21 protein-coding genes and 2 pseudogenes are annotated in these 26813 nt (G+C 49.9%); 16 read left to right on the top strand and 7 right to left on the bottom strand.

The genetic code is table 11. The annotated features are described in order from the left end of the window. Nucleotides 1-16 precede the first annotated feature (16 nt). From tssM to tssG, 5 genes are read left to right on the top strand one after another with little or no spacing between them, the layout of a single operon-like run. Nucleotides 17-3613, top strand: coding sequence for a type VI secretion system membrane subunit TssM (gene tssM / locus ABHF33_RS01165; RefSeq protein ID WP_348945250.1), 3597 nt, complete (start codon nt 17-19; stop codon nt 3611-3613). Between the two features lie 7 nt (nt 3614-3620). Beyond that, complete coding sequence (tagF, locus tag ABHF33_RS01160) at nt 3621-4298, top strand: type VI secretion system-associated protein TagF (protein WP_348945249.1); 678 nt, start codon at nt 3621-3623, stop codon at nt 4296-4298. A gap of 12 nt (nt 4299-4310) precedes the next feature. Next, a complete protein-coding gene (tssE, locus tag ABHF33_RS01155) occupies nt 4311-4802 on the top strand; it encodes a type VI secretion system baseplate subunit TssE (RefSeq protein ID WP_348945248.1) in 492 nt (163 codons plus the stop codon). Further along, complete coding sequence (gene tssF / locus ABHF33_RS01150; protein ID WP_348945247.1) at nt 4799-6667, top strand: type VI secretion system baseplate subunit TssF; 1869 nt, start codon at nt 4799-4801, stop codon at nt 6665-6667. Before tssE ends, tssF begins: the two co-directional genes overlap by 4 nt. Continuing rightward, complete coding sequence (gene tssG / locus ABHF33_RS01145; protein ID WP_348945246.1) at nt 6667-7641, top strand: type VI secretion system baseplate subunit TssG; 975 nt, start codon at nt 6667-6669, stop codon at nt 7639-7641. Before tssF ends, tssG begins: the two co-directional genes overlap by 1 nt. A 22-nt stretch (nt 7642-7663) precedes the next feature. Here tssG and ABHF33_RS01140 read toward each other — a convergent pair whose 3' ends face one another. Then, nucleotides 7664-8299: an FHA domain-containing protein gene (locus ABHF33_RS01140; RefSeq protein WP_348945245.1), complete on the bottom strand. Its 636-nt coding sequence runs from the start codon at nt 8297-8299 to the stop codon at nt 7664-7666. Between the two features lie 61 nt (nt 8300-8360). Between ABHF33_RS01140 and tssH the strand changes: the two genes are divergently transcribed. Further along, on the top strand, nt 8361-11063 hold the full coding sequence (gene tssH / locus ABHF33_RS01135; protein ID WP_348945244.1) for a type VI secretion system ATPase TssH: 2703 nt from the start codon (nt 8361-8363) through the stop codon (nt 11061-11063). A 208-nt stretch (nt 11064-11271) separates the two neighbouring features. On the opposite strand, the pseudogene ABHF33_RS01130 reads toward tssH, so the two are convergent. The 6 genes and pseudogenes from ABHF33_RS01130 to ABHF33_RS01105 form a co-directional block, all read right to left on the bottom strand. Beyond that, nucleotides 11272-12226: pseudogene (locus tag ABHF33_RS01130) on the bottom strand (TauD/TfdA dioxygenase family protein). Nucleotides 12227-12238: 12 nt separating this feature from the next. After that, the gene (locus ABHF33_RS01125) at nt 12239-12532 is read right to left on the bottom strand and encodes a hypothetical protein (RefSeq protein ID WP_348945243.1); all 294 of its coding nucleotides are present in this window, start codon (nt 12530-12532) and stop codon (nt 12239-12241) included. Next, a complete protein-coding gene (locus tag ABHF33_RS01120) occupies nt 12533-14353 on the bottom strand; it encodes an ABC transporter ATP-binding protein (RefSeq protein WP_348945242.1) in 1821 nt (606 codons plus the stop codon). Between the two features lie 70 nt (nt 14354-14423). Continuing rightward, a complete protein-coding gene (locus ABHF33_RS01115) occupies nt 14424-14879 on the bottom strand; it encodes an OsmC family protein (protein ID WP_348945241.1) in 456 nt (151 codons plus the stop codon). Continuing rightward, nucleotides 14876-16232 (bottom strand): annotated as a pseudogene (locus ABHF33_RS01110) (LLM class flavin-dependent oxidoreductase). The gene ABHF33_RS01115 and the pseudogene ABHF33_RS01110 overlap by 4 nt, the downstream one beginning before the upstream one ends. A gap of 380 nt (nt 16233-16612) precedes the next feature. Then, nucleotides 16613-17587: a TauD/TfdA dioxygenase family protein gene (locus tag ABHF33_RS01105; protein ID WP_348945240.1), complete on the bottom strand. Its 975-nt coding sequence runs from the start codon at nt 17585-17587 to the stop codon at nt 16613-16615. 425 nt (nt 17588-18012) lie between these two features. On the opposite strand from ABHF33_RS01105, the gene ABHF33_RS01100 reads away from it, so the two are divergent. The 10 genes from ABHF33_RS01100 to ABHF33_RS01055 all read left to right on the top strand — a co-directional run bounded on the left by ABHF33_RS01100 (nt 18013) and on the right by ABHF33_RS01055 (nt 26805). Then, nucleotides 18013-19419 carry a porin gene (locus ABHF33_RS01100; RefSeq protein WP_348945239.1) on the top strand — a complete coding sequence of 469 codons (1407 nt, stop codon included), beginning with the start codon at nt 18013-18015 and terminating at the stop codon, nt 19417-19419. 100 nt (nt 19420-19519) lie between these two features. Continuing rightward, nucleotides 19520-20590, top strand: a complete 1071-nt coding sequence (locus ABHF33_RS01095; protein WP_348945238.1) for an ABC transporter substrate-binding protein — start codon at nt 19520-19522, stop codon at nt 20588-20590. Then, on the top strand, nt 20590-21822 hold the full coding sequence (locus tag ABHF33_RS01090; RefSeq protein ID WP_348945237.1) for an MFS transporter: 1233 nt from the start codon (nt 20590-20592) through the stop codon (nt 21820-21822). The genes ABHF33_RS01095 and ABHF33_RS01090 overlap by 1 nt, the downstream gene beginning before the upstream one ends. Continuing rightward, nucleotides 21819-22661, top strand: coding sequence for an ABC transporter permease (locus ABHF33_RS01085; RefSeq protein ID WP_348945236.1), 843 nt, complete (start codon nt 21819-21821; stop codon nt 22659-22661). The genes ABHF33_RS01090 and ABHF33_RS01085 overlap by 4 nt, the downstream gene beginning before the upstream one ends. Nucleotides 22662-22671: 10 nt before the next feature. Beyond that, a complete protein-coding gene (locus ABHF33_RS01080; RefSeq protein ID WP_348945235.1) occupies nt 22672-23442 on the top strand; it encodes an ABC transporter permease in 771 nt (256 codons plus the stop codon). Nucleotides 23443-23505: 63 nt separating this feature from the next. Beyond that, the gene (locus ABHF33_RS01075) at nt 23506-24330 is read left to right on the top strand and encodes an ABC transporter ATP-binding protein (protein WP_348945234.1); all 825 of its coding nucleotides are present in this window, start codon (nt 23506-23508) and stop codon (nt 24328-24330) included. Between the two features lie 7 nt (nt 24331-24337). After that, nucleotides 24338-25957, top strand: coding sequence for an arylsulfatase (locus ABHF33_RS01070; protein WP_348945233.1), 1620 nt, complete (start codon nt 24338-24340; stop codon nt 25955-25957). Between the two features lie 11 nt (nt 25958-25968). Next, the gene (locus tag ABHF33_RS01065) at nt 25969-26460 is read left to right on the top strand and encodes a class I SAM-dependent methyltransferase (protein WP_348945232.1); all 492 of its coding nucleotides are present in this window, start codon (nt 25969-25971) and stop codon (nt 26458-26460) included. Further along, nucleotides 26423-26587: a hypothetical protein gene (locus ABHF33_RS01060; RefSeq protein ID WP_348945231.1), complete on the top strand. Its 165-nt coding sequence runs from the start codon at nt 26423-26425 to the stop codon at nt 26585-26587. The genes ABHF33_RS01065 and ABHF33_RS01060 overlap by 38 nt, the downstream gene beginning before the upstream one ends. 86 nt (nt 26588-26673) lie before the next feature. Then, the gene (locus tag ABHF33_RS01055) at nt 26674-26805 is read left to right on the top strand and encodes a hypothetical protein (protein ID WP_348945230.1); all 132 of its coding nucleotides are present in this window, start codon (nt 26674-26676) and stop codon (nt 26803-26805) included. Nucleotides 26806-26813: the final 8 nt, after the last annotated feature.

Genomic DNA, 26813 nt, shown 5'->3' with positions numbered 1-26813 from the left:
ATTCAGGTATTCGAAAATGAGCAGGCTATTTCGTATTTTTTCAAGTTCATGGTTTTGGTCGGCATTAGGCTTATTATGCTTAAGCCTATTGATCTGGTGGGTAGGTCCGCTCGTTAAAGTTGCACAGTGGGCTCCATTTGCGTCTGATTGGGGGCGCATCATTGTTTTGGCTGTAATTTGGTGTGCCTATTTTGGCTCTTTATTTTTCACATTATTCCGTGAGCGTAAAGCACAGAAAGAGCTTGAGCAAGGCATGCAAAGTGACGAGACCACTGCCATTAGCGAGGCCTCTAACGCTTTAACTCAGCGCTTCAGTGAAGCTCTTGAAGTCCTTCGGCAAGTCCGCCCGGAGGATGAGCAAGGCTGGCTATCTCGCTTGCTAGGGCGATTGGATCGCCAAGCTCACCTATACCGCTTGCCCTGGTTTATGGTGCTTGGAGCACCTGGCAGCGGAAAAACAACGATCCTGCAAAATTCAGGCTTGAAATTTCCGCTTGGCAGCGATGCTATTGATGGCGTGGGCGGAACTCGCAATTGCAAATGGTTGTTCGCAGACCAGGCTGTCTTGCTAGATTTGGCAGGACGATATACGACGCATGAAAGTGATCGGCAACAGGACTCAGCTGAGTGGGGCCATTTTCTCAAATTATTGAAACGTACACGAGTTAATCAGCCAATTAATGGTGTTCTAGTTACGATTTCTGCAGACTCCTTAATCAAGGGGCAGCGGGCAGATCTTGAAAATCAAGCAAACTCTGTACGTCAACGCATTCAGGAGCTGCAGCAAGTATTGAGCCTTGAAGTGCCTGTCTATCTTCTGGTTACGAAGTGCGATTTGATTAATGGATTTGCTGAATATTTCGAATCATTGACAGCTGAAGAACGCCAGCAGGTTTGGGGCTTTACATTACCTTTGCCTGCGGGTGAAAAAGAGCATGTTGCGATTTCTTCTATTTCAGGTCACGTGGACGGCTTGCTCAATGGACTGCAGTGTATGCTGATCGGCAAATTGCAGAAAGAGGGAGAATTGCTAAGGCGTTCAGCAGTGGGGGTGTTTCCACAAGCTTTTTATACCGTTCGCGAATCATTAATTGATTTTGCTGAAGCTGCTTTTAGTCAAAATCCTTACCAGCCACGAGTACTTTTCCGAGGTTTGTATTTAACCAGTGCAGCTCAACAAGGCGAAGCTATTGATCCATTATTCGGTGCTATTCCGCAAAGTCTTGGGATTAAACAATCCTTTGCGAAATTACTAGGGCCACAAATGGTTTTTCGCCCATATTTTCTGACTCGCCTATTTAGCGAGCTGATTCTGGGTGAAAGCCATTTAGCTGGAAGAGATATTAACTGGTATCGTAAACGTACTTTGACTAGGACGTTGGGCTACGTATCATTATCGCTTGTATTTCTTATTGCTCTTGGGGGATTAACTCTCAGCTATCAGCAAAATGAAGGCTATATACAAGTAGTCAATGCTAAATTGCCAGATGCTCAGCGCGATGTCGAGCAAGTTAAAGTAACTGGCGATATGAATCTAGCTGAAATTTTACCTGCCTTAAATAGCGTAATGCATATTGCTGACCCCATTAGCGATAGTAGTAGCATCAACATGCTTGGCTTGGGACAACTCGAAAAATTAAAATCAGCATCCAATAGTGCATATGAACGTATGCTGCAGGATACACTGCTGACTTATGTAAATCATCGTCTTGAGCTGGGACTGGATACATATCGAAATGATCCGGATATGCTTTATGAAACATTGAAGATGTATCTCATGCTACATGATCCAAAGCATTATAATGAGGCGAACTTGCGTGCTTGGGTCATTATGGATTGGGAAAATCATCTTGCCGATTCAACAACAATCGAGCAACGTAAACAGCTTGAATTACACTTTAATAATTTGCTCTCCAGAGGCGTTGTGCAGAGTAAAACTCCAGTCAATAGTGACCTAGTAAAAGAAATACGCGCAATTATTTCCGCTAGCTCATTATCACAACGGGTTTATGGCCGAATTAAGCGAATGGGGGTTGCAGATAACCTGCCACCATTCCGTCTTAGTGAAGTAGCCGGTCCCTCAGCGGCATCTATTTTCATACGCGCAAGTGGCGCACCTATTAGTCAAGGCGTGCCCGGTTTGTACACTGCAGATGGTTATTCGAAGGCATTTTTGCCTGCCCTTGATCCAACACTAAAAGAATTGCAGAGTGAAGAACCGTGGGTACTGGGTATCGCCACGGCGGAAACCAGCCTCAAAGAAAAGCTTTCCGGAACTGATGATTACGCGCAGTATAAATTGCAAGTCAAGCAGTTATATTTGAATGAATATGCAGGAATCTGGGAGCGATATGTGAATGATATCCGGATTGCACCAAGTTCAAACTTGCAACAAAGTATACATCTGGCACGTTTGTTATCTGCCCCGGATTCACCGATGTTGTATTTTCTACGGGGTGTTACGCGCGAAACTTCTTTAGTTGGATTAAGTGACTCGGGTGTTTCTTCATCAGCTGAAGCGTTAGCCAAATCAGTGGCAACAAATGCAGTACAAGCACAAAAAGATAAATTGCAGAGGTTGGTGAATGCTCCCGCATTACAACGGCCCGCACAACAAATCGTTGGTAAACCGGAATATATTGTTGATAGTCGTTTTATTAGCATACATCGTATGGTGAACTCACCAGGGCAAGGTGTTCCTGCCCCTATTGATTCGACATTGATTCTGTTAAATGATTTATACAATCATTTGTCAGCAACCGAAGTTGCTGTACAGTCAAAAGGAGCTTTGCCACAAAGCGATATTCCAGTGCGTCTTAAAGCGGAAGCTCAGCGCATGCCAGCTCCGATCAACGATATGTTGCAGACGCTATCTGATGTCAGCGTACGCCATGCGCAAGGTGAGGCAAGAAATAATTTATCTACTCTCATTGAAAATACGCTGGGTGACACATGTTCGCAAATTATCGACAAGCGTTACCCATTTAATCGCACTGGCACTCAGGAAGTGAAACGTGATGATTTTCAAAAGTATTTTTCTCCGGGTGGAGTTCTGGATAGTTTTTTCCAAAAAAATCTAGCGCAAGAAGTTGATATGACAGGAAAAGTGTGGGCGTTGAAAACGGCCGCCACAAATGAGACTAAAGGGCGGACATCTACTGCTTTAGCCGAATTTCAGCGTGCTGATGCGATTCGTACTATTTTTTTCTCTAGCGGGATTAATTCTCAGGTGAGATTTACGATAAAGCCAGTTGAAATGGGGGCAAATGTAATTCAAGCGGTTTTAGATGTTGATGGGCAAATACTGCGTTATCGGCATGATGCAATTGTGCCCATGCAGATGAGCTGGCCTGGCAAAAGTTCAGGTCAGGTTCGTCTGAGCTTAACATCGATCAAAGGTGAAGATCTTGGCAGTGTTACACACGAAGGGGATTGGGCTCTTTGGCGGGCGATAGATCGTGGCCTTCTTGAAAAGACCGACCGCCCAGAGGCTATTCGTGTTACGTTTAAAATTCAGGATCATTATGTCAAATACGAAATAGTCGCATCTACAGCACAAAATCCATTCACTTTAGCGGAGATGAGCAAATTCCGCTGCCCTACAAACATATAATCAATTAATGGAAAAGATCGCTTTTTTTGGAAAAATTCCTACATCCCCTGAGTTTACAGGTCGTGGTTTGAATTGTGAGATCAGTGATTTACTAGCTAAATGGATTGGCAACCAGTTAGTGTGTAAAAAATCAAGCTCCATTAATGAAAGTAATAATGAAATTCGGGCGTGGCGTTTTTATATTTCTCCAGAATTAATGAATGGAGTTGGTTTGATGGGGGTCATGTTACGAAGTCGGGATTCAGTAGGTCGTGATTACCCTTTTCTATTAGTTCATGAGGCGACGTCAGATTTGCTTATTCAAGCTGATTTAACTGGCTGGTTTGACCGAATTGCAGATATTGCTGAAGGAACAGTACTGAATCATCTAAGTATCCAGCAACTGGAAATATTACTAGAAAGATTACCGATATTGATGGACGCGGCCAACAAAGAAGATGCTTTACTAACTCGTCGACTGGTGCATGAGTGGGGGGGCATTACTTGCGCCACGCCTCATGCTTTGCCTGCAACGTCTGCTATTTCTTTCTTTACACGTAACTTGGCTGCACTTGGTATTGAGCGCTTGTTTGTCGGTAGTTCTGTTTGGTGGCAAAAATCAAGTGATGGCAGTTGCTGTGAATTTATTCATACACCACGACTTCCGATTGTCAATGACTTTCAAAACCTTGATTCGCCATGGTAAAAATCTAATTTCATGAAAAATCTTTTATTCACCACAACAGTATGGGATCGTTTGACCTCTGAGCCCGGCGCATTGAGTAATGAGAATATGCGTCCTGCAGATAAGACAAAATTACTGGCCAGCGTTTCAGCCGATTTGAATGCTTTGCTGAATGCAATTTCTGCGGTAGACGTGTTTGAATGTCCTTTACAGAATGTCGCGGGGTCTGTGCTTGCTTTTGGATTTCCTTGTGTCAGCGGTAAAAGTCTATCGTCTGTACATGTGAAGCAGATTAAAAGCTGGATTGAAGAAAGTATTGTGCGTTTTGAGCCTAGGATTTTACCTGATTCAATATCTGTTGTTCCGCTAATTGAAAGCCGTCATTCACATCACCAGTTCTTGGCTTATGGAATTCGCGGGCTAGTTCACTCTACACCTTATCCTGTTGAGCTGGAGTTACAAACTAGGTTGGATCTGGATAATGGGCGTTTTGCTTTGGTTGATATAGCGGCAGAACCAGCATGAATGAACGATTTCTTGAGCTTTATAATCAGGAACTGCGTCACTTGCGGGATATGGGGCGGGAGTTTTCCCGGCAGTATCCGGATATCGCCGGACATTTAGGCGATAATAGCCAAGTTGTCGATCCTTATGTTGAGCGCCTATTGGAGGGGTTTGCCTTTTTATCTTCCCGGGTGCAGCTTAAGCAAGAGGCCGCATTTCCTGAGTTTACGAATAGTTTACTCAGCTGTGCCTACCCACACTGGAATAAACAGACTCCATCATGTGCAATTGCCGGATTTACACCTGACAAAACATCGACGGGTCTACATGATGGATTTACTATCCCGCGTGGTGCCAGACTGTTGACTCAGCCAGTGCCAGGGATTGATATTTCTTGCGAGTATGTGACCGCTTTTGATGTCCGTATTTGGCCGATTAAATTAGCAACTGCTCAGTACGTTGTTGGTGAGTCAATTTATGGCGGGCCACGCGGAACCAAGTCAACATTACTGATTACTTTGCAATCCTACCCCGGTGCTGATTTCCGGCGCATGTCGATTGATAGCTTGGATTTCTTCTCCGCTGGAGATGATTCTATTTCAACTAAATTGTGCGAGCTCGTTGTTGGTAATCAACTAGGCGTGTCAGTCCTTTCTGATTCTCATAATCGGAATGGATCCAGTTATTTTCTTGGTTCTGATGCAATTAAATCGAAAGGATTTGCAGAAAATGAGGCATTACTTCCTGTTGATTCTCGTACCTTTTCAGGCTATCGATTGTTGCAGGAGTATTTTAGTTTTCCATATAAATTCCGTTATTTCACATTGTCTCATCCGCAATTAGTTGAGGCCATTCAGGGGGGGGCATCTACTGGCCAGGTCACAATTGCAATTCATCTTGGGTCTAATGATCCCTCTCTTGCGAGTATGGTTTCCAATGAGAGTCTACGTTTATTTACTTCTCCTATAATAAATTTGTTCAAACGTCGGATGGATCGCATTCTGGTTGACGATATGCAGACTGAGTATCATATGGTTGTGGATCGTAGGAAACCACTGGCTTACGAAATATATGATGCGACAGTTATTGAAGGTTTTGGCCGAGATTTTGCGGAAATAAATACGTTTACACCTTTATTTGCAGGTGCTGGCCGTACTGGCTGGCAAGCTTCAACGGCCTTTTTCTCATTGCGTCGTCAGCCACGGTTAGTGAATGAAAATAAACCGCTCTCATCATTTGTTGCAAATTATCAATTTAGTGAGGTTTTTCTTTCTGTTGTAGATCGAAATAATACACCGCTGAGCCCTGATGTCCGCCAATTTGGTGGAGAAATACTTGTCACCAATGGTCCATTTCCAATTCTGAGTCCACGCGATGGCCTGCGCGATTTGACCCTTGTTGAATCTGCCCCATTGGAATCCATACACTTCGTGGTTCCACCTTCCGAGCCAGCAGCAGCTGTTTCAGAGGGGGAAACGCCTTGGCGCTTGATTAATCAGCTTTCACTTAATTATTTATATTTGAATGATCAGGATGAAAGCAGCGCAGTCAATACATTAAAAAACTTGTTGGAACTGTATGCGCGTTTTGGGCGAAATCGACATTTGGCGCATGCACAAAGCTTATCTGCGATGCGTACCAGAGTTGTTACTCGTCGGCACCCTGAACCAGGCCCTATCACGTATAGCAAAGGGCTGTCGGTTGATATCTGCCTTGATGATATCGCTTTTGCTGGGGCAAGTGGCTTTGTATTCGGATTAGTCTTACGCGAATTCTTGCTGCAATTTGTTCAACTTAATGCATTTGTCGAGTTTCGCCTGTCTACTCAAAATAGAGGTCAGATTAAGGTCTGGCCTGCCCAGGTAGGCAGTAGAGGCTTGCTGTGATGAAGTCATTTATACGCGATTTTGCACAGCGCCAAAACTTATTTGCAGTGATGCGCTGGGTAGATGCAAATAATCCTGATAAGCCCCTTCTGGGGCGTAGTCAACGTGCAAATGAAGATGCAGTGCGTTTGGCTCATCAGCCCGATCTGGCCTTTGCCGCCACTGAAATTAGTGCCATTGAAACACACCCTGTTATCAATGTTCTCGTAATTCGTCATTTTTCAAATGGATTATTTGGGCCAAATGGTCCGTTGCCGCTGCATTTGACTGAACAGGTCTGGGACAAACTACATAATCATGCAGACATGAGGCTGCGCGATTTTGCAGATATCTTTCATCACAGGATGCAGTGTTTACTGTATCGCGCTTGGGCTGATGTCCAGCCAGTGATTGCGCTAGATCGAGATGACAGTCAATTATTTGTAGCGCGGGTGGGTGCAATTGCTGGCTATGCAGGTACAGAGTTGGTAGACCGTGATGCGTTGCCAGACCATTTTAAAATTCGACATGCCGGACAGTTTTCCAGGCCTGTCCGTAGCACTCACGAATTGCAGGTCTTACTACGACAGTTGTTGAATATCCCGGTAAAGCTGAGTGAAAACTGCTTCCAGTTTTTACATCTTGATACGGAACAATGCACAGCTTTGGGGAAGCATAACAACAATCTAGGGCAAAGTATGGTACTAGGCAAGAGAGTGCCTGATGTTCAATTTGGGTTTTCTATTTTGCTAGGTCCAATGACACAAAGCGAATACGATCAATTCGATTCTGGGTCTATCTCTTTACAGCGTGTAAATTCACTCATCAGAAACTGGATCGGGCTTCATTACAACTGGCGTATTCAGCTCGAAGTTCTTACGCCAACTGCACGGAAATTAAAATTGGGTCAAGGTGTGCGGCTTGGTTTTGATAGCTGGCTATTACCTCAAAAAAAGAATCAGCCAGTTTTAAGTGGCATTACATATGCGAATTGAAATATTTGCCGTTCGTCAGCATTTATTTTTTTATCCCAAACAAAGCATCGATCGCATCATCTGCAGTGATATGGCTGTGATGAGTTTTGAGAGTTTGTACTGAATGGGTAAGGCTTACCTGCTCGGCTTGAGAGAGTGCATGCAAGGGGTCTAGATGACTGGGTGAGTTCATCGTATTTACAGTGCTATTTAGAAAAAATAATTGATCTAACTCACTTGGTTTTTGTGCATATGGCAGATTGCCGTGAGTAGATACTGTGGTTGGAATTGGAGCTGGATTCGAATGAGTAACGGAAAATGCAAGAAAATCAGCGGAGTTTTGTTGCGGAGCTATCGGGGGAAGTTCATTTTCTTGTCCGCACATTTTTATCAGCTGGGTGCTGATACGCAGCATATCGCCGACATGAAGTCCACTACTTTCGCCAAAACCAAGTGCTTTGCCATTTAACCAGACGGGTGTGAATTCGCCCTGATCAGTAATCGTCAATTGACCATTATTCTCACTGATCACAGCATGAATTGCAGAAATAGCACCAGTATCAGGTAGCCGGACATCACAGTTTACTGAGGTGCCTAAGCTGAAACTCTGTTTGTAAATCCGAATTGACGGCTGATTTACAGTCGGCTCGCCCTGAGTCGTAAGCAACTGAAGATACATAACATCACCCCTGAATTAGAAAAATTCAGGATAATTCTAACATGCAATATAGAGTGAGATAATGAGTAAAATAAATCGTGCTGAATTATTTGGCAGGCTGAATCCAACCCTGTTCCAATCCTTGGAAAGTGCAACGCGTTTCGCCCGTTATCGTAATCATGCTCGAGTTGAGCTTGCTCACTGGATAAATTTGCTTTTGCAACTCCCCAATTCCGATATACACCGGATTGCTTCAGCCAAAGGTGTTGATATGGCGAGAATGTCCAGCGATGTGACTGATGCTCTTAATCGTTTGCAGATACACGATGCAGGTATTGATTTTGCACCGGAGCTGGAACACGCAGTAGAGCGAGGCTGGATATATGCCTCATTGAAATTCAAGGCCAATCGTATTCGTGGCGCTCATTTATTACTGGCCTTGCTGGAAGATCCAGCAGGCCAGCTAGCTTTGGAGCGGGTGAGCAAGGAATTTCGTCTAATTCGTTCGTCCAGCCTGATTGAAAACTGGTCAAATTGGCTACTCGGTTCGCCTGAAGGCGGGGGCGAAGGTGCAGATAATGCTGTTCCGTTCGACAAAGAGGGCGAGAGTGATGAATTGTTACTTAATCAAGCAGGTGCAATTGAGCGATTTACGAAAGATCTGACCTTGCAAGCTCGCGAAGGTTTGATTGATCAAGTGTCATGCCGAGAAAATGAAATTCGCCAGCTAATCGACATTCTGATCCGCCGTCGTCAGAATAATCCATTGCTGGTCGGTGAGGCAGGCGTGGGCAAGACCGCAGTTGTAGAAGGGCTGGCCTTACGCATTGCTGCAGGGCAGGTACCCGAATTGCTACAGGGTGTTCGTTTGCTTGAACTCGATATTGCGCAGATGCAGGCGGGAGCCAGCGTAAAAGGGGAATTTGAAAACCGGCTAAAACAATTGATCTCCGAGGTACAGTCATCCACTCAGCCGATTATTCTTTTTATTGATGAGGCACATACTCTCATAGGAGCAGGCGGCTCAGCTGGGACGGGTGATGCAGCCAATTTACTCAAGCCCGCACTTGCGCGTGGAAAATTGCGCACCATCGCCGCGACTACATGGAGCGAATACAAGCGTTACATCGAAAAAGATCCTGCATTGACCCGGCGGTTTCAAACTATCCAAGTGCAGGAGCCGACTGAAGAGTCCGCAATGGACATGTTGCGTGCTGTTACGCTACAGCTGCAGCTGCATCACAAGGTGGTTGTTTTGGATGAAGCGGTGCAGGCTGCCGTGCGATTGTCGCACCGCTATATCCCTGCTCGCCAATTACCAGACAAGGCAATTTCACTGCTTGACACGGCCTGCGCGCGCGTCTCAATGAGTCAATCGCAGGCCCCTGGTGAGATTGAAACACTGCAGGCTGACATTGCCAAAAAAGAACAATTGCTACGTATTTTAGGGCAGGAGGTAGAGCAGGGCTATTCACATTCTGAGCGTATTTCTTTGCTGCAAAAGGAACTGCAGCAAGAGCAGGAGCAAGAAGCGCAATTACAGCAGCGCTGGATTGGTGAGCAGCAGCTGGTAAATAGTATCACTGCACTTTCTCGCACCTTGTTGGATCAGGAAGCGACATCTGGTGTTGGTCAAGACGACGCTGAACCGGTTGTGCTTGATCGTGATGCTTTGCGTGAAGAGTTGCGGGCATTAAAACATGAGCTTCAGCAGTTGCAGCTTGATGGGAAACTTGTTCATCCCTGCGTTGATGGCGCAGCTGTCGCGACTCTGGTTGCAGATTGGACTGGGATACCGGTTGGTCGTATGCTGCAAGATGAGCAGAACGCAGTGTTAGGATTGGCTGGCATTTTAGGTTCCCGTGTGCTGGGACAGGATCATGCAATGGAGATCATCAGCCGACAAATCAAAATTAGCCGTGCGGGTTTGGAAGACCCGCAAAAGCCTGCGGGTGTATTTCTCTTGGTTGGTCCATCTGGCGTAGGTAAAACTGAAACGGCGCTGGCGCTGGCAGATGCGCTATATGGCGGTGAAGAGCATATTGTGTGCATTAATATGAGTGAGTTTCAAGAGGCTCATACTGTATCAACTCTCAAAGGGGCTCCTCCTGGTTATGTCGGCTATGGCGAAGGAGGAGTACTGACAGAGGCTGTTCGTCGTCGTCCTTATTCTGTGGTCTTGCTGGATGAGATTGAAAAAGCTCACCCAGACATTCATGAAGTGTTCTACCAAGTGTTCGATAAGGGGTGGATGGAAGATGGTGAAGGGCGCTATATTGATTTTCGCAACACCTTGATTTTGATGACAGCCAACGTCGGCGATGAGAAAATCCTGAGCTTATGCGCTGACGCTGAATTGATTCCATCAGCGGATGTAATTGATCGTGAATTACGTCAAGATCTGCGCGCAGCCTTTCCTGCTGCGTTTCTTGGTCGTGTGAAAACCATTCCATATTTCCCCCTGTCACCTTCCTTGTTTATGCGTTTGGTTGCTGCGAAGCTGGAGAGGGTCAAAAAACGTTTGCTCGAGCGCTACGAGGTTCAATTGCACTGGGATGCTGCCGTGTTGGCTTGGATTCATGCCAAGTGTGACCAAGTAGAAAGCGGGGCAAGGATCATTGACTCAGTTATCAACAACGAAATACTTGCACCACTTAGTCAGCATTTGTTGATGGCAGATAGTTTCGAATTAAGTAAAGACATCTATCTGAAGATCGACTCAATGAGTCGACTAAATCTAGACCATTTAATTTCACAAGATATTGAGTCATCGTTATTGAGTTAGGGCTCGCACTTGAGCGACAGCCTGAGTAAATGTATCTGGAAACTTACCCTCGCCCATCAGAGTTTGACTAAGCTTTGCGGTGGGGCGGTGTACCGCGATGCCCAATTGAATGCGCTGAGCTGAGCTCTAGCTGTAACGCTGAGGTGATGACGATAGATTGCTGGGGAAGCAGTAAAAAGCAGGAGGGCCTAAGCCCTCCTGCTCAAATTTAGGCTGCCGCGCGCTGATCTTGCTGCTCGTTCGCCGCTTGGGCATTGCGCGCCACTTTGGAGCGGGTATGGCTGCGACGGCCATCGATAGCGAATGGCGCTTCGCCGTCGACGGTAACGCGGCGTACTACGCGATGGGCATCACCGTAATCATCAATCGCATAATGTTGCGTCGCACGATTATCCCAGATTGCGATATCACCTTCCTGCCAGCGCCAGCGCACGGTGTTTTCCAGGCGAGTAACGTGATTTTGCAAAATATCGAATAGTTTGCGGCTATCTGTGCTGGCAATGCCAAGGAAGTTTTTAAAGAAATGGCCGAGCAATAAATGTTTCTCGCCGGTTTCAGGGTGGACATGGACAACCGGATGTTCTGTTTCGTACACGGTTGAGGTAAATACTTCGCGATAGCGGCGCAGGGCTTCCGGGTCAGCATTAGGGCGATACGAGGCATAGTCGTATTCATTGGTATGCACGGCCCATAAATTATCTGCCAATTGTTTAAGCTCCGGGCTTAGATCGTTATACGCCGTGTGGGTATTGGCCCAAACGGTATCGCCACCTGCGGCGGGGATAGTGACGCCGCGCAAAATAGAGGCTTTTGGATAGGCATCGACAAAGGTGACATCGGTGTGCCAAGAGTTGGCGCGACTCGCCGTGACGCGAGTCGAGCTCCAAGACCAGATTTGTGCCTTCTTTGGTGTGCGCTGTTGGATGCGGTACACCTGCTTTGCCAAAGATGGAAACCAGTTTTTCCTGGCTGGCATCATCAATATGTTGCTGGCCACGGAAGAAAATCACTTTGTATTTGAGCCAAGCGGCGCGAATAAATTGCTGCACGCTATCGTCCAGCTCAGGCGACAATTTCACGCCACGAATTTCGGCGCCAATACGGCCAGCGACTGGGTGGATAGACAAACCGGCGGGAGGGTTGCTCAAAATTGCATCAGACATAGTGGGCTCCAATCAATAGGTAGAACTGCGGTGGTGCAGTAATGCTGAGTTAGCAAAAGCTGTGCCATATATTTCATTTTGCGCTAATGAATTTGTTTTTATATCCAATGGCGCTATAGAACTGGCTTTGAGCGATTGGAGCTTGGCGAGATGCTGTTGATTCAGCGTGAGTTGTAGTAGGTGATGGGGGAGATTTGGTGATTTTGTATCGCCATCGGCAGCAAATTGCTGCGAAATTGACAAGGGGCAGAGATATGCAAAGCCGAGCCACGCCGCATGGATACGGTATGGCTCGCTGTTGGGCACTTAAGCGGCCACAGTTTCTGGCGGATTAGCCACTTGGCTGAGCTGATTGGGGATAAAACCATCGGATTGATGGCTCCACAAAGCAAAGTAAGCGCCTCGTTTGGCTAGCAATTCGGCATGGCTGCCATCTTCGATAATTTGGCCACGATCAAAAACGATAATGCGATCCAGATGCGCAATGGTCGATAAGCGATGGGCAATCACCAGCACGGTTTTATCTTCCATCAAGCTTTGCAGGCTATCCTGAATCCAGCGCTCGGTTTGCGAATCCAGCGCTGAAGTGGCTTCATCGAGCACCAGAATAGGCGCATTTTGCAACATGGCGCGAGCAATCGCGATGCGCTGACGCTGCCCGCCCGACAGCGAAACGCCGCGCTCGCCAACTAGTGCCTCATAGCCTTCGGGTAAGCGATCAATAAACTCATGCGCGTGCGCACGCCGGGCTGCGGTTTCCACTTCGGCATCATTGGCATCGGGTCGGGCGTAGCGAATATTCTCTTTCAGGCTACGGTGAAACAGGCTGGGCTCTTGCGGAATTAAGCTGATTTGCCGGTGCAGCGCATCCAGCTGCAAGGTGGTCAGCGGTACGTCGTCGAGCAGAATTTGCCCTTGTTGAATGTCATACCAGCGCAGTAGCAAACTCACCAGCGTGGATTTGCCCGAGCCTGAATAGCCCACGACGCCCACTTTTTGCCCTACCGGAATAGTGAGATTGAGCGCATTAAAAATCCCTCGGCCCGGTTGATAGGCAAAGCTCACATCCCGAAACTCGATTTTCCCCGCTTTGACTTGATGTGCGATGGCATTGGGCGTGTTGGTGATTTCATGCGGGCGCAGTAGGGTGCTGACGCCGTGCTCGATATTGCCCAAGTATTCAAACACCTCCAAAAAGCGGCGGGATAGGTTGCGCGCTTCACTGATGATCAGCAGTGACATACTGGTACTCATCACAAATACCCCCACTCCTATCTGCCCCTGAGCCCATAGATACAAGGCGAAGGAGAGGATACCCACCTTAAGGATGGCCGCCGAGCCAAATTGAAACCAGCGCACACGCTCGGTATACCAATTGCTGCGGTTGGCATGCGTGAGCTCTTCGTCCAGATGTCGTTGCAGATATTCACGCTCGAACTCTTCCTGCGCAAACAGTCGGACATTAATTAAGTTCGTCACCGAATCGACAATTTTCCCCGCCGTGGTGCTCCGAGCCGCGGCAAAACGCTGCGCCAGTGGTTGCGCGCGGCGGGCGAGGATATAGCTCATCGCCACATAAACAATAATCCAAGCGATCAATACGCCGCCTAAAATCGGCGAGGCATTAAATAACAGGGCGCTCGCGACGATGAAGGTCACGGTAATCGGCCAGAATTCGGTATGAATCGCCCAAATGGTTTGATTCACACTCATCGCCGTTTCGGTGATGCGATGCGCTAAGGCGCCAGAAAATTGCTGGGCAAAAAAGCGGTGCGAATGATATTGCAGCCACGCATAGAGCTGGGCAGTAATCCGATGGCGTTGGCGAGGGCCAATGTGCATCTGAATGGCCCCGGCACTGCGGCTGAGCACCAATTCGCCTAGATTTAGCGCGGCGAAAATGCCCACATATTGCAGCAGGGTATGCCAAAGTGCTGGATTGTTTGCAGCATGGCTGACCACGCCAACGGTTTTGCCAATCATATAGGGCAGCAGCATCGTGCAGCTGGCCGAGAGGGCTTCAAGCAGCAGCATCAAACCATACCAGGGTAAAAATGGTTTAAGCATCAGCATGACAAACGCGCGCGGCTGATTGGGCAGCGGCATGTGAAATGGCTCGGTAGACATAGCGACTCCAAAAATAAAAACGAGCCGCAGTCTGCGGCTCGGGGTATTAAGTGCAAGTGACTGACTGCGGCTAAGTGTTGAGCTCCTGCTCGACCAAGACAGCAGCTGCCGTTGCGCGGTAATCAAAGGCCAGCTCAACTTCGGGGGCTTGCAGTAAGGTGTTGTGGATTTTGCAGTGCCGCGCGACGCGTTCTAGCCGGGTGCGCTCGCTCGCAGAAATCCCGCCGTGCAAAGTCACGCGCAACACAATCGCCGCAATGCGCGATGGCGCGGATGACTCATATCCGGTGACATCGACGCTGACGTCTTCCAGCGCGTCGATGCCATGCGTTTTGGCATATTGCCGAATGGTGCCTGCAGTGCAGGCAGCCAAGGCACCCAGTACCAGTTCGCCTGCGCGAAATGCATCCTGCGCATTCTGTCCATCCGGTGCGCGGCCAACTGCAGTGGCGGCTTCGCGGCTGCGAATACGCAAGTAGCCATTGCTGCCGCTAGTGACCTTGACGGTAATTACATCCTGACTCATGCGGCCTCCAATGCATTGCTGTGCTGGATGCGTAGATTTTCAGGGTGGGGCAGGCCTAAGGTATCGCGCAAGGTTTTGCCTGGGTATTCGTCGCGGAACAAGCCCCGACGCCGCAGCTCAGGCAATACCTGCTCGATAAAATCATCCAGCCCGGTCGGTAGCACCGGTGGCATGATATTAAAGCCATCGGCAGCCCCAGTTTCAAACCAAGTTTGCAAGGTGTCGGCAATGGTCTCAGGTGTGCCGACCAAGGTGTAATGCCCGCGCGCACCAGCAATACTTAAATACAATTCTTTGATCGTTAGATTTTCGCGACGCGCTTTTTCAACCAGCAATGCCTGGCGGCTTTTGCCGCCATTGCTTTCGGGTAGATCAGTTGGCAATGGGCCGTTCACATCGTAGCCAGACAGATCAACGCCAATCATGCCCGAGAGCAAGGCCAGCCCCACAGTCGGATGAATCAAATCTTGCAGCGCCTGATATTTGGCTTGGGCTTGGGCCAATGTGCGGCCAACGACAGGGAAAATACCGGGCAGGATTTTCAAGCTATCCGGGTTGCGGCCATATTTTGCCAATCGCCCCTTCAGATCCTGATAAAACGCTTGCGCGCTTTCAATGGTTTGATGCGCAGTGAATACAACCTCTGCGGTACGGGCGGCCAATTCTTTGCCGGGCTCAGAAGAACCGGCTTGCACTAGTACCGGATAGCCCTGCACCGGGCGTGCCACATTCAGTGGTCCACGTACTTGAAAGTGGGTGCCTTGATGATTAAGGACATTGAGTTTTTCCGGCGGAAAATTAATGCCAGAGGCTTTATCGCGAATAAACGCATCATCAGCCCAGCTATCCCACAGCCCTTTTGCAACGTCGATAAACTCTTCTGCGCGCTGATAGCGATCACTATGGGCTGCGTGGCTAGGCTTGCTAAAGTTCAGTGCCTCTGCAGCATTGGCCGACGTCACCAGATTCCAGCCTGCACTACCGCCGGAGAGATGATCGAGCGAGGCAAACTTACGCGCCAAATGGTAAGGCCTCGTTATAGGTGGTGGTGACCGTTGCAATTAGCCCAATATTGCTCGTGACCGCAGCCAGACTGGACAGCAGCGTGATCGGCTCGAAATGCACTCGATCGCTGCGTGATAGCGCCTCGTGTGTGCTGCCTTCGCCAGAAACTGCGGCGACATCAGCCAGGAATACCGCGTCAAATTTGGCCGCTTCGGCCTTTTGCACAAAATGTTTGTAGCTGTTGAAATCAAGCGCGCCTGCAGCTGGCGCATCGGGGTGGCGCCAAGCGGCGACGTGGTGGCCCGTGCCAAGTAAAAAAGCGTTGAGATGTAATTGTCGTTGGCTCATGGGTTTCTCCCTCTATAGATACCCACGACATAGCAGAACTTGTGCCAGGAATAATTGACATTAAATTCAAAGGGTTGGGTTTGTTTATGCTGTGCGCTGTTGCAGATGCTGCACTGGTCGCCAACAGGATGTTGAAAAACAAACAGCCGCAGATGCGGCTGTTTCAGGCTGCTGATAAAGTGGAAAATCACGAATTTTAAGTCTCGGCAAAGCCGAGCCTAAGAAATAAGACCTTGAATCTGCAGCCTTTATGTTTTATTCCCACCCCTCCCGTCCCCTCCTTGAGGGGAGCCTCGCTTCGCGAGTGAGGTTTGTCATCAATCTGAAACAGCCGCAGATGCGGCTGTTTGAAGGTGAAATTGTTGCGAGCTTGGACTGGCTTAGAAGGGGCGGCTGCCAGCCAGGCTGACACGCTTGAGTACACGGCGCTCGGTTTCCGGGAAAGCGGTGCGTGAATGCAAGGTGGCCTGATTGTCCCAATACACAATATCACCCAATTCCCAGTGGTGTTCATAGCGATATTTTGGCTGCTGAATATGTTCACGCAAGCGGGCAATCAATGCTTCTGCCTCCGCTGGAGGCAGCCCAAGCAATTCAGATTCGGTATGGGTCGAAAGGAAGAGCACTTTTTTGCCACTTTCAGGATGGGTGCGAACTAGTGGGTGCGGAAAGCCCGGGCCCAGAATATCGCGTGCTGGCGTGCGGTAGCGTGGGTATTCGGCTTCCAGGCCCTGTGCTTTGCGCTGGGCATTGCTGATGTGGCGCAGGAACGGATTGTAAGTGATGTGCTGCAGGCCTTCGATCTTGGCTTTGGTTTCTTCGTCCAGATCCAGATAGGCTTGATGGATGTTATACCAAGATGTATCGCCGCCAACGCTAGGTAATTCAATAGCATGCAGCAGGCTACCCGCCGAGGGTATTGGTGTCCATTGATGGTCAGCGTGTGGCGTGAGCTCGCCATTACCAGTGTAACCATCGGGCGTGTTCGCCACCGCGACCACGTCGGGCGCTTTGCCACCACTATTCGATGCCAGCACCGGAACATCTTCCGGTGGATTAAATATCGAACCAAAATAAGTGGAAAAGCGCAGTAATGCGCCTTCAGTCAGCTCCTGCCGTTTGAATACCAAAATAAAGTGCTCACGCAGCGCAGCCTTTAATTTCAAGATGGTGTCTGGGTGCTGTGGCTGATTAGCATCCAGCCCGGTGACCACCGCGCCCAATGCCCCATTGATCGGGGTGATCTGAATATCACTGGCGTTTTGTACTGGCAAAGGCCCGTTAAGTGTCTGCGTGGGTAGTAGCGCGCGCGAAACCTGATTAGTCAATTGATTGATGTCTGCAAGATTGCTCATGGTGTGCCTCCGTGGCGGGTTGAGTGAATTAACCCGTCGCTATCTGCATTTTTCGTGCCAGCGATTTTGCCACTGTTTTCAACGGTTTCCCGCTGTTTTTTGATGCGTCAGTGTTGATATTGCTGCAGCGAGCGCGTGCAGTTTGCGCCGATTTGAACATTGCCCGGCGGGTGGGGCCGCCTGATCTGGGCTGATCTGGCCTGGTTTGCTAGGGCAAAGAGTAAAAGCTGTGCAGATGTTGATTTTTGAACACTTTGTTCAGTCTGCTTGTCCGCAATCCAGCAATTTACCTTGCATATAGCCAAAAAAGCTAACAAATGTAGTTGGCATGCCTTTTGCTCATATGTGTTCGTCACAAGAAAAGCTGCGGCAGGGATGCGCCAAAGCAAAACCACAGCAGATACACAAGCAAGGAGCAAAAAACCATGAAAAGCAAATTAACGATGATTGCGGCGAGTCTGCTACTCGCAGCGCAAGCGGGAGCAGCCGAGCAAGCCCTGAATAATAAGCAGCTGCAAGAGCAAATCGAGGCTTTGCAAAATTCGGTGAAAGCATTGCAGCAACAGCTGGATCGGCAAGTTGCTGCCACGCCGGCTGCCGAAAAAATCGACATTGAACAGCTGGCGACCAAGGAAGAGCTGCAAGGTCTGACTACCGATCTGGAAAACTATAAATACCAAGTGCAGCGGGATCGCGATACCAAAACCGCGCTGGCTACGCGTAATCTGGTGATTGGCGGTACGGTCCAGGCACGGGTGAGTTACAACGATCTAGCGGTGAATAATGCCGTAACGGATAACCGTAAAAGCAGTTTCGATGTACCCACTGCCGTGCTGACCTTTACCGGTAATCTGTACAAGGATTACGAAGAAGGACGCAATCTGAGCTATGCCTTGCGCTTTGGTTATTCACCGCAAAGCAATGCAACTCAGCTGCTCGACACCAGTAATTTCAACTTGCTCGACGCCAATCTGACTTATCAGCTCTTGCCTACACTGGCTGCCGATGAAGGCCGCCTGGCGCTGACTTTTGGTCAGCAGTTGGTGCCGTTTGGTCTGGAGGCTGCGGCCACTGAAGATTTGAAACCGGTGATCAATAATGCGCAGTTTGTTGGCCGCTATGGCTTTGCTCAGCGCCAGATTGGTATTGGCCTGACGGGCGATCTGCTACCCGAGGTCGATTACGGCTACAACTACCGCGCGCCGCTGATCAAGTATGTGGTCGGTCTAGTTAACGGCAATGGCCCCAACAAATCGGACAATAACAACAAAAAAGACTTCATTGGTCGTATCGCGCTGACGGCGCCTGCCGAATACAACTCATGGTGGCGTGAGCTCACATTGGGCGCTTCGCTCTACAAAGGCACCAATACGCTCTTTGTTGCCGGAAGTAAGGTCGGTGATGGTGTGAAGGATCGCTTCGGGCTTGATCTGAGCTACAACCATCACCCCTTTGGTGTGACGTATGAATACATTCGCGGCACTGATACGGTAGCCAGCGGTACAGTGTTAAATCCGGTGAAAACCAAGGTCGATAGCCGTGCTCAGACCGCGACGCTGTTTTACAACTTTGGCGAGCAATTCGTCAAAGGCTATCGCTCGCAGGCGCGCTTTGACGATTGGTGGCCGGTTTCCTACCAGCCTTTTTATCGCTATGACGAATTTGACGCCAATACAGCCAAATCGAATGACAAAACCATCATCAATACCGTGGGTTTGAATGTCTTTTTTGCTGAGACAACCAAATTCCAACTCAATTACAACCGCCGCGAAGATCAGGCGACCAATACCAAAAGCAATGAATACCTTGCTCAATTCCAGTATGGATTTTAAGGCTGGGCTATTTATTGCCAATTTAAAGCGATCTGCTGAGTCTATTTAAACCAGCAGATCAGGCAATCAAGATTGATTCAAAATTTAAAGAGTATTTGATATGAAAAAAACCATTTTCTCACTGAGCCTTTTGTCTGCTGCACTGATTGCAGCTACCCCTGCCTGGGCTGATCCGGCCAAAGTGATCCGCATTGGCGTCGCTAGCGTCGGTACTGGTGGTCGTCCGGTTGTCGGTGGCTCGTCTGCAGGGACGGCTGCGCTGCGTGGTTTGCTGGAAGAAGAATTCAAAAAAGACGGCGTCAAGGTTGAGTGGCATTACTTTAAAGGTGCCGGCCCGGCGGTGAATGAAGCGCTGGCGAATAAATTGCTCGATTTTGCCTGGCAGGGTGATTTGCCCGCGATTGTGGGCAAAGCTGGTGGCCTGAAAACCAAAATTCTGCTGGCCAATGGCACTTTGGGAACGACTTATCTGGCCGTACCTGCTGATTCTCCAGTCAAAAAACTGGAAGATCTGAAAGGCAAAAAAGTGGCGCTGTTTAAAGGGACCAATGGTCAGCTGGTGGTGAACAAAGTGCTCGATCAGTACGGTCTGACCGAGAAAGACTTCAAGCTGATCAATATGGATACTGCGACGACGGACGCGGCCATGGCGACTAAAGACGTCGATGGCGCATGGTATAGCGCAAACGTGTTCACTCTGGTTGATCGGGGTGTTGCCCGGATTGTTTGGAGTAATAAGGAAGGCCCATTGTCGCTTACCCGCCAGACCCATTTTCTGGTGACCGAAGACTTTGAAAAAGCCAATCCGGAGTTCACTCAGCGCGTTGTCAACGTGTTGGTCAAGACATCTGCCGATATTTCCAAACCGGAAAATGCCGACAAAGTGCTGCAAGAATGGGCGAAATCAGGAACGCCTTATGCCTCTTACAAGCGTGATTACGGCGGTGGTGCGGATATCAAGCGCCGTTCCAGCCCGCTACTTGACGAATTTTTCTACAACCACTATCGCGATGCGGTACAGGCTTCTTTGAAATTTAAGTTCATCCGCAAAGACTTCGATGTCAATCAGTGGTTTGAGCCCAAATATGTCAATCAGGCACTGAAAGAGCAAAAGCTGGAAAACTTCTGGACAGCCTATGACGCCAAAGGCAATCCGAAGGGCGGTAAATAATGTTAACGGGCCCGACTACGGTCGGGCCGGTGACCGAGCCGGCCCGATTTCTGCTCTATTTTGTGGCCTTGTCGCTGATTGCTGGCGTAGGCGTTGGTGTCGCCAAGGTGACCACCACGCTGTATGCAATTGAGCTGCAATCGAGCAATGCACAGATTGGTCTGATCAGTGCTGCCCAGATGATCGGCATGCTGTTTATGAGCATTCCGGTTGGTCTGGTACTCGATAGCTGGGGACCGCTCAAATTATTTATTACCGGTACGGCCAGTGCGGCGCTGATTTATTGCCTGATTCCGGCAGTGCCCAGCCCGCTGTTTCTGCTGCTGGGCACCGCCTTGATCAGCTTTTGCATGCCAAGCCGTTTTATCTCGCTCAATGCCGTGTTTATGCAGCAGCTTAGGCAGATTGGTGACGCCAAGGCAGGCTGGTTTCGTGGCAGCCACATGATAGGGATGTTTTTGATTGGCCCCGCGATTGCTTCGGCCATGGTGGCAGCGCTGGATTTTGTTTGGGTTTACCAGCTAATCGGTGTGAGTTTTGCCGTAACGCTGCTGTTTGCGCCGAAGGTGCTGCGAGCGTATCAACCACGTGCAATCAGCAGCGCACCGGTCTGGAGCAAGGTTAAGCAGCAGTTTGGTTTGCTGCGTGTTCATCGTGGCTTGCAGCAGGGCTGCCTGATTGAAGTGCTGGTCAATAGCAGCATGATGTTTTTCACCGCCTTTATTGTGGTGATCGCCATTCGCAAATTTGATCTATCGGCCAGTAGTGCTGCCGGTTTGATTACGGCGCAAGGCTCGACTTTTGTTTTTGCTTTGATGGCGCTGGGTGGGCTGGCAAGCCGCTGGGGAAGGATCAAGGTATACCGCGTGGCCTTCGGGTTTTGCATTGCCAGTCTGGCCATGCTGGCGGTGACTCCCTGGGCAGGCTTGCTGTGGCTGGGTGCGCTGTCTCTGGGTTTGAGTCTGGGTGTTTTGCAGGCGGCCAATATGAGCCGCATCGCGCAGATTGGCGAAGAGCTGGGGCAGGGGCAGGTCGCTGGATTGATGGCGCTGGTGGGGCCGCTAGGTGGCTTTTCGGGCACGGTGCTGGGAGGCTTGTTGGGGCACTGGTTTGACTTGCAGCGCGTATTTTTACTCTTTATGACGCTGTTCGTCGTGGCTGGCTGGTATGTCTGCATCAGGGCTGCACGGCGAATCTGTACCAATACAATTTTACAAGGAGTATCACAATGAGTGATGCAATTACCGCCAATGAACTGGGCATCAACCCAGTACAGGCCAATAAGGGGCAGCAATGGTTTGAGTCCATTGTCAATCGAATCGGCAGCATCAGTATTGCATTGATTGTCCCTTTGCTGGTGCTGGCGATATGGCAGCTGGCTAGCCAGAAAGAGTGGGTTTCGCCACAAATTTTGCCGCCCCCTAGTCTGGTGTGGGAAACGCTGGTCGGGCTATGGGATAGCGGTGATTTAACGCTCAATCTGGGCATCAGCATTGAACGTGTGGCTTATGGTTTTCTGGTCGGTTCAATTGCCGGTTTGCTGCTAGGTGGCTTGATGGGTTTGTCCAAAACCGTTGAAGCCTATCTTTATCCGACCTTCAAGGCTTTGAGCCAGATTCCGGCGCTGGGCTGGATTCCATTGCTGATCATGCTGGTGGGCATTGGTGAAGCGATGAAAGTGCTGGTGATTACCAAGGCCGCGCTCGTGCCTGTCGTGATCAATACCCATCAGGGCATTCGCAATATTCCGCAGCAGTTCCTAGAGGTGGCCAAAGTGTACCGCTTTAACACCTTGCAATTGCTGCGCAAGGTGGTGATTCCGGCGGCTTTGCCATCGCTGTTTAACGGTTTGCGTTATGGCCTGACGCACTCATGGCTGGCGCTGGTCACCGTTGAGTTGCTGGCGTCCAGTGAAGGCATCGGCTTTCTGATGGTCTGGGGTCGTCAGCTATTCCAGCTTGATCTAGTGCTGGCCACCGTGGTGGTGATTGGCGCGGTGGGTTTGGTGCTGGATCAGTCATTGCAATGGATAGAAGCGCATTTTCTGAAATGGCGTCGTGTCGCGTTTTAAGGAGAAACAGATGAGCATCAATACTCAACAACGAGACTGGCGTGGTCTGGTCTTGCCGCTGGCCTTGCTGGCCGCCTGGATCGGCGTAACGAATTACAACCTGGCCAATAGCGCCATTCTGGCTTCGCCGCTCGAAGTGATCAAAGAGGGCATTAAGCAAATCAGTAGCGGCGCTTTATTTCTGGACCTGTTTTTCAGTGTGTCGCGCTATCTGGGCGGTTTTGCGCTGGGTAGTTTGGCTGGCATTGCCTTTGGCAGCTTGCTCGGTATATCGCGCTGGGCAGATCGCTTGCTCAGCCCGAGCTTTAACACCATTAAACAGATCGCCATTTTTGCCTGGATTCCGCTGATTTCGGTTTGGGTTGGTATGGGTGAACCGGCCAAGATTGTATTTATTGCCATTGCGGCGTTTTACCCAACGACGATCAACACCTTTGAAGGCATCCGCAGCGTTCACCGCGATCACGTGGAAGTGGCTCGGGTGTTTGAGTTCAGCCGCTGGCAACTGTTTCGCAAAGTGGTGCTGCCATCGGCCAGCCCGCAAATCCTGACCGGAATCCAGCTGGCGCTGATTTACGGCTGGCTGGCCACCATCGGTGCCGAATACTTCCTCAAATCAGGGTATGGCGTCGCCAATGCCATGGTCGATGGGCGTGAGCATTTCAATATGGCGCTGGTGTTATTTGGCGTGGTGGTGGTGGGTATTACGGGCGCCATTATCAATCAGATCGCCACCAAACTGGAGCGCCGTCAACTGCGCTGGCGTAACCGCAGCGCCTAAGAGTGGCAAACCAATCTGCATTCACTAAATACGCTAAAGCCACTGAATATAAAGGAATACACCATGAGCGAACTGGGTACATTGAATTTTAAAAACATTAAAAAGCAATATCACGTCAAAGGCGAAACGCTGGAAGTGTTGGACGGGATTAATCTGAATATTAAACCGGGTGAATTTGTCAGCATTGTGGGCAGCTCCGGTTGCGGTAAATCGACTATTTTGCGTCTGGCCATTGGTCTGGATGATGATTATCAGGGCGAAATCGAGCTAGACGGCGCACGCATCAAAGGCACTAGCCTCAAACGGGGCATTGTGTTTCAGGAACATCGACTGTTCCCATGGTTAACGGTTGAACAAAACGTCGGTCTGGCGCTGGAAAACTCAGAGTTTAACGCCGAAGAGCGCGCCAAAACTATTGCCGAGCATTTGGAGTTAGTTGGCCTCAAAGGTTTTGAAAAAGCCTATCCGTATCAGCTTTCGGGCGGCATGAGCCAGCGGGTGGCGATTGCACGCGGCTTGGTCAATCGCCCAGAAATCTTATTGCTTGATGAGCCATTTGGCGCACTGGATGCATTGACGCGCGCCAATTTGCAAGCCGAGTTACAACGCATTTGGCAAACCGAAGGCATTACGATGATTTTGGTGACCCACGATGTTGAAGAAGCAGTTTTGTTGGGTGATCGGGTGGTTGTCATGGAGCCACGTCCGGGCCGGATCAAACGTATTGTGCCGGTGAATGTAGCGCACCCGCGCAATCGCAGCGATGCCGCTTTGGTTGCCATCAAAAACGATGTGCTCGGTGAGTTTGGTCATGAAGTCGAGCCAAGCCTGATCGATGACGTGCAGCCTGAAAGCTACGGCTTCAAAGACTATTTGTTTGCGTGGTAAGCCGGCCATGTCAAAACAAAATCGACCTAATTTTTTATTGATATTGGCTGATGATTTGGGTTTTTCTGATGTCGGTGCTTTTGGTAGCGAGATTAGTACCCCCAATCTGGATGCCTTAGCCTATGGCGGCACGAGGTTTACCGATTTTCATGCGGCTTCGGCGTGCTCGCCCACGCGTTCGATGATTTTAAGCGGCACCGATCATCATCTGGCGGGTTTGGGTACCTTTGCTGAAATCCTGACCCCCGCGCATGCGGGTAAGCCGGGCTATGAAGGTTATCTCAATCAGCGGGTGGCGGCCTTGCCGGAAATCTTGCGCGATGCCGGTTATTACACGCTGATGTCGGGCAAGTGGCATCTGGGCAAAGCGCTAGAGCAAACGCCACATGGCCGTGGCTTTGATCGCTCGTTTGCTTTATTGCCGGGGGCGGCCAATCACTATGGCTTTGAAGCACCGATTGCAGGCGACGAAGTGCCACGCTTATTGCGCAGCACTCGTGGCCTGTACGCCGAAGATGGCCAGTATGTCGAGCAATTGCCGGAAGACTTTTATTCCAGCGATTATTTCACTGACAAATTGCTCGACTACCTGGCTGAAGCGCCTGCGGATAAGCCGTTTTTTGCCTATTTGCCATTTTCTGCGCCGCATTGGCCGCTGCAAGCGCCCGATGAAATCATCCAGAAATATCTGGGCCGGTATGACGATGGCCCGGATGTATTGCGTGAGCAGCGCCTGGCGCGCTTGCGCGAATTAGGCTTGCTCGATGCCGAGGTAGAAGCCCACCCGGTGGTGGCCAGTAATGCCGAATGGGCTGCGCTGAGCGAGTCCGAAAAAGCCATTTCCAGCAAAACCATGGCGGTGTATGCCGCGATGGTCGAGCGCATGGATAGCAATATCTACCGTGTGCTTGATTATCTGCGTCAGCACGATCAGCTCGACAATACTGTGGTGATTTTCCTGTCGGATAACGGTGCCGAAGGCGCTTTGCTGGAGGCATTACCAGCCTTTGGCCCCAATTTGCAGCAGGTGATCAGCGAGCATTACGACAATAGTCTGGACAATATCGGGCGGGGTAATTCCTACGTCTGGTACGGCCCGCGCTGGGCGCAGGCAGGCACGGCGCCATCGCGGCTCTACAAGGCATTTACCACCGAGGGCGGTATTCGCGTACCGGCGCTGATTCACCATCCGGCGCTGGCACGGCAAGGACAAATCAGCAGCCAGTTTGCCACGGTGATGGATTTGACCCCGACGATACTGGAGCTGGCCGGGGTGGCGCACCCGTTCCCGCAGTATCAGGGCCGCGAGATCTTGACGCTGCGCGGACAATCGCTCGCGCCGTATCTGCAGGGGCACGCCGAGCAAATTCATGCTGAAGATCATGTTACCGGCTGGGAATTATTTGGCCGCAAAGCCATCCGGCGCGGGCATTGGAAGGCGGTGTTTATTCCTGCGCCAGCCGGGCCTGAAGTGTGGCAATTGTACGATCTGGCCATCGATCCGGCAGAGATTCACGATCAGGCTGCTGCCCGGCCAGACGTTTTGAATAATCTATTAGATCAGTGGCAGCAGTACGTACGGGAAACTGGCGTGCTAGAAAATATACCCACCCCACCTTTATTGTAGGAAGCGTTGATATGGCTAATCTTCAGAAGGATACCCCCGGTCTGGCTGAGCAATATGATGATGTCAGCGATCTGCAATTCGAGCATGGCAAGCTGCTATTGCAGGGCCTGGCGTTCAAAAATGGCGATCATCTGCTCGACGTCGGTGCTGGCACCGGGCGGCTGGTTGCCTTGGCGGCGAGCGACTATGTTGGCGCGAATGGGCAGGTGATCGGGATCGACCCATTGCCTTTGCGCATCAATATTGCGCAGGAGCGCGCCAGACATCTGGCGCTAGCCAATTTGCGCTTTGAACTTGGCCGGGCCGAGCATCTGGTTGGCTTTGATGACGCGCGTTTTGACGCGGTGGTGCTCAATAGCGTTTATCACTGGTTGCCGCATAAAGACCAAGTGCTAGGCGAAGCATGGCGGGTGCTCAAAATTGGCGGGCGCATTGGCATTAGCTCGGCGGCACTTGAGCAGCCGCATGATATTCAGCGTCTCGCTGCGCGAGACCGTCAATGAGCTGAACCTCTACCGTGGTGAGCATGTGGGCAGTACGCCATACCGCGTGACGCATGCGCAATTGGCCGCGCAATTTGAAAGCGCCGGTTTTTTAATTCAGGAAATCCGCTCTGCGCCGCTTTGCTGATGTGTTCCCGAATGCGCAAGCGGTGATTGATTTCAGTCAGGCCAGCTCGTTTGGCAATTTCCTGATCGAGTACGTCTCCGCAGTGCGTGAGCAAAATTATCGAGCGCCTGACCGAGCGCCTGAATGCTTTGCAAACGTCTAGCGGTATCCATCTCAACCGTTATCTGCACTTTGCCATTGCAGAAAAAACCGCGCGACCCAGCCTTGGCCAGCGCTAATTCTAAAA

The organism is Chitinibacter sp. FCG-7 (assembly GCF_040047665.1).
Taxonomy (GTDB): domain Bacteria; phylum Pseudomonadota; class Gammaproteobacteria; order Burkholderiales; family Chitinibacteraceae; genus Chitinibacter; species Chitinibacter mangrovi.
This window is presented reverse-complemented; position numbering and strand designations above follow the sequence as displayed.

Coding starts and splice junctions, on each gene's coding strand:
- tssM (WP_348945250.1), top strand. CDS start 17: ATGAGCAGGCTATTTCGTATTTTTTCAAGTTCATGGTTTTGGTCGGCA.
- tagF (WP_348945249.1), top strand. CDS start 3,621: ATGGAAAAGATCGCTTTTTTTGGAAAAATTCCTACATCCCCTGAGTTT.
- tssE (WP_348945248.1), top strand. CDS start 4,311: ATGAAAAATCTTTTATTCACCACAACAGTATGGGATCGTTTGACCTCT.
- tssF (WP_348945247.1), top strand. CDS start 4,799: ATGAATGAACGATTTCTTGAGCTTTATAATCAGGAACTGCGTCACTTG.
- tssG (WP_348945246.1), top strand. CDS start 6,667: ATGAAGTCATTTATACGCGATTTTGCACAGCGCCAAAACTTATTTGCA.
- ABHF33_RS01140 (WP_348945245.1), bottom strand. CDS start 8,299: ATGTATCTTCAGTTGCTTACGACTCAGGGCGAGCCGACTGTAAATCAG.
- tssH (WP_348945244.1), top strand. CDS start 8,361: ATGAGTAAAATAAATCGTGCTGAATTATTTGGCAGGCTGAATCCAACC.
- ABHF33_RS01120 (WP_348945242.1), bottom strand. CDS start 14,353: ATGTCTACCGAGCCATTTCACATGCCGCTGCCCAATCAGCCGCGCGCG.
- ABHF33_RS01115 (WP_348945241.1), bottom strand. CDS start 14,879: ATGAGTCAGGATGTAATTACCGTCAAGGTCACTAGCGGCAGCAATGGC.
- ABHF33_RS01105 (WP_348945240.1), bottom strand. CDS start 17,587: ATGAGCAATCTTGCAGACATCAATCAATTGACTAATCAGGTTTCGCGC.
- ABHF33_RS01100 (WP_348945239.1), top strand. CDS start 18,013: ATGAAAAGCAAATTAACGATGATTGCGGCGAGTCTGCTACTCGCAGCG.
- ABHF33_RS01095 (WP_348945238.1), top strand. CDS start 19,520: ATGAAAAAAACCATTTTCTCACTGAGCCTTTTGTCTGCTGCACTGATT.
- ABHF33_RS01090 (WP_348945237.1), top strand. CDS start 20,590: ATGTTAACGGGCCCGACTACGGTCGGGCCGGTGACCGAGCCGGCCCGA.
- ABHF33_RS01085 (WP_348945236.1), top strand. CDS start 21,819: ATGAGTGATGCAATTACCGCCAATGAACTGGGCATCAACCCAGTACAG.
- ABHF33_RS01080 (WP_348945235.1), top strand. CDS start 22,672: ATGAGCATCAATACTCAACAACGAGACTGGCGTGGTCTGGTCTTGCCG.
- ABHF33_RS01075 (WP_348945234.1), top strand. CDS start 23,506: ATGAGCGAACTGGGTACATTGAATTTTAAAAACATTAAAAAGCAATAT.
- ABHF33_RS01070 (WP_348945233.1), top strand. CDS start 24,338: ATGTCAAAACAAAATCGACCTAATTTTTTATTGATATTGGCTGATGAT.
- ABHF33_RS01065 (WP_348945232.1), top strand. CDS start 25,969: ATGGCTAATCTTCAGAAGGATACCCCCGGTCTGGCTGAGCAATATGAT.
- ABHF33_RS01060 (WP_348945231.1), top strand. CDS start 26,423: ATGATATTCAGCGTCTCGCTGCGCGAGACCGTCAATGAGCTGAACCTC.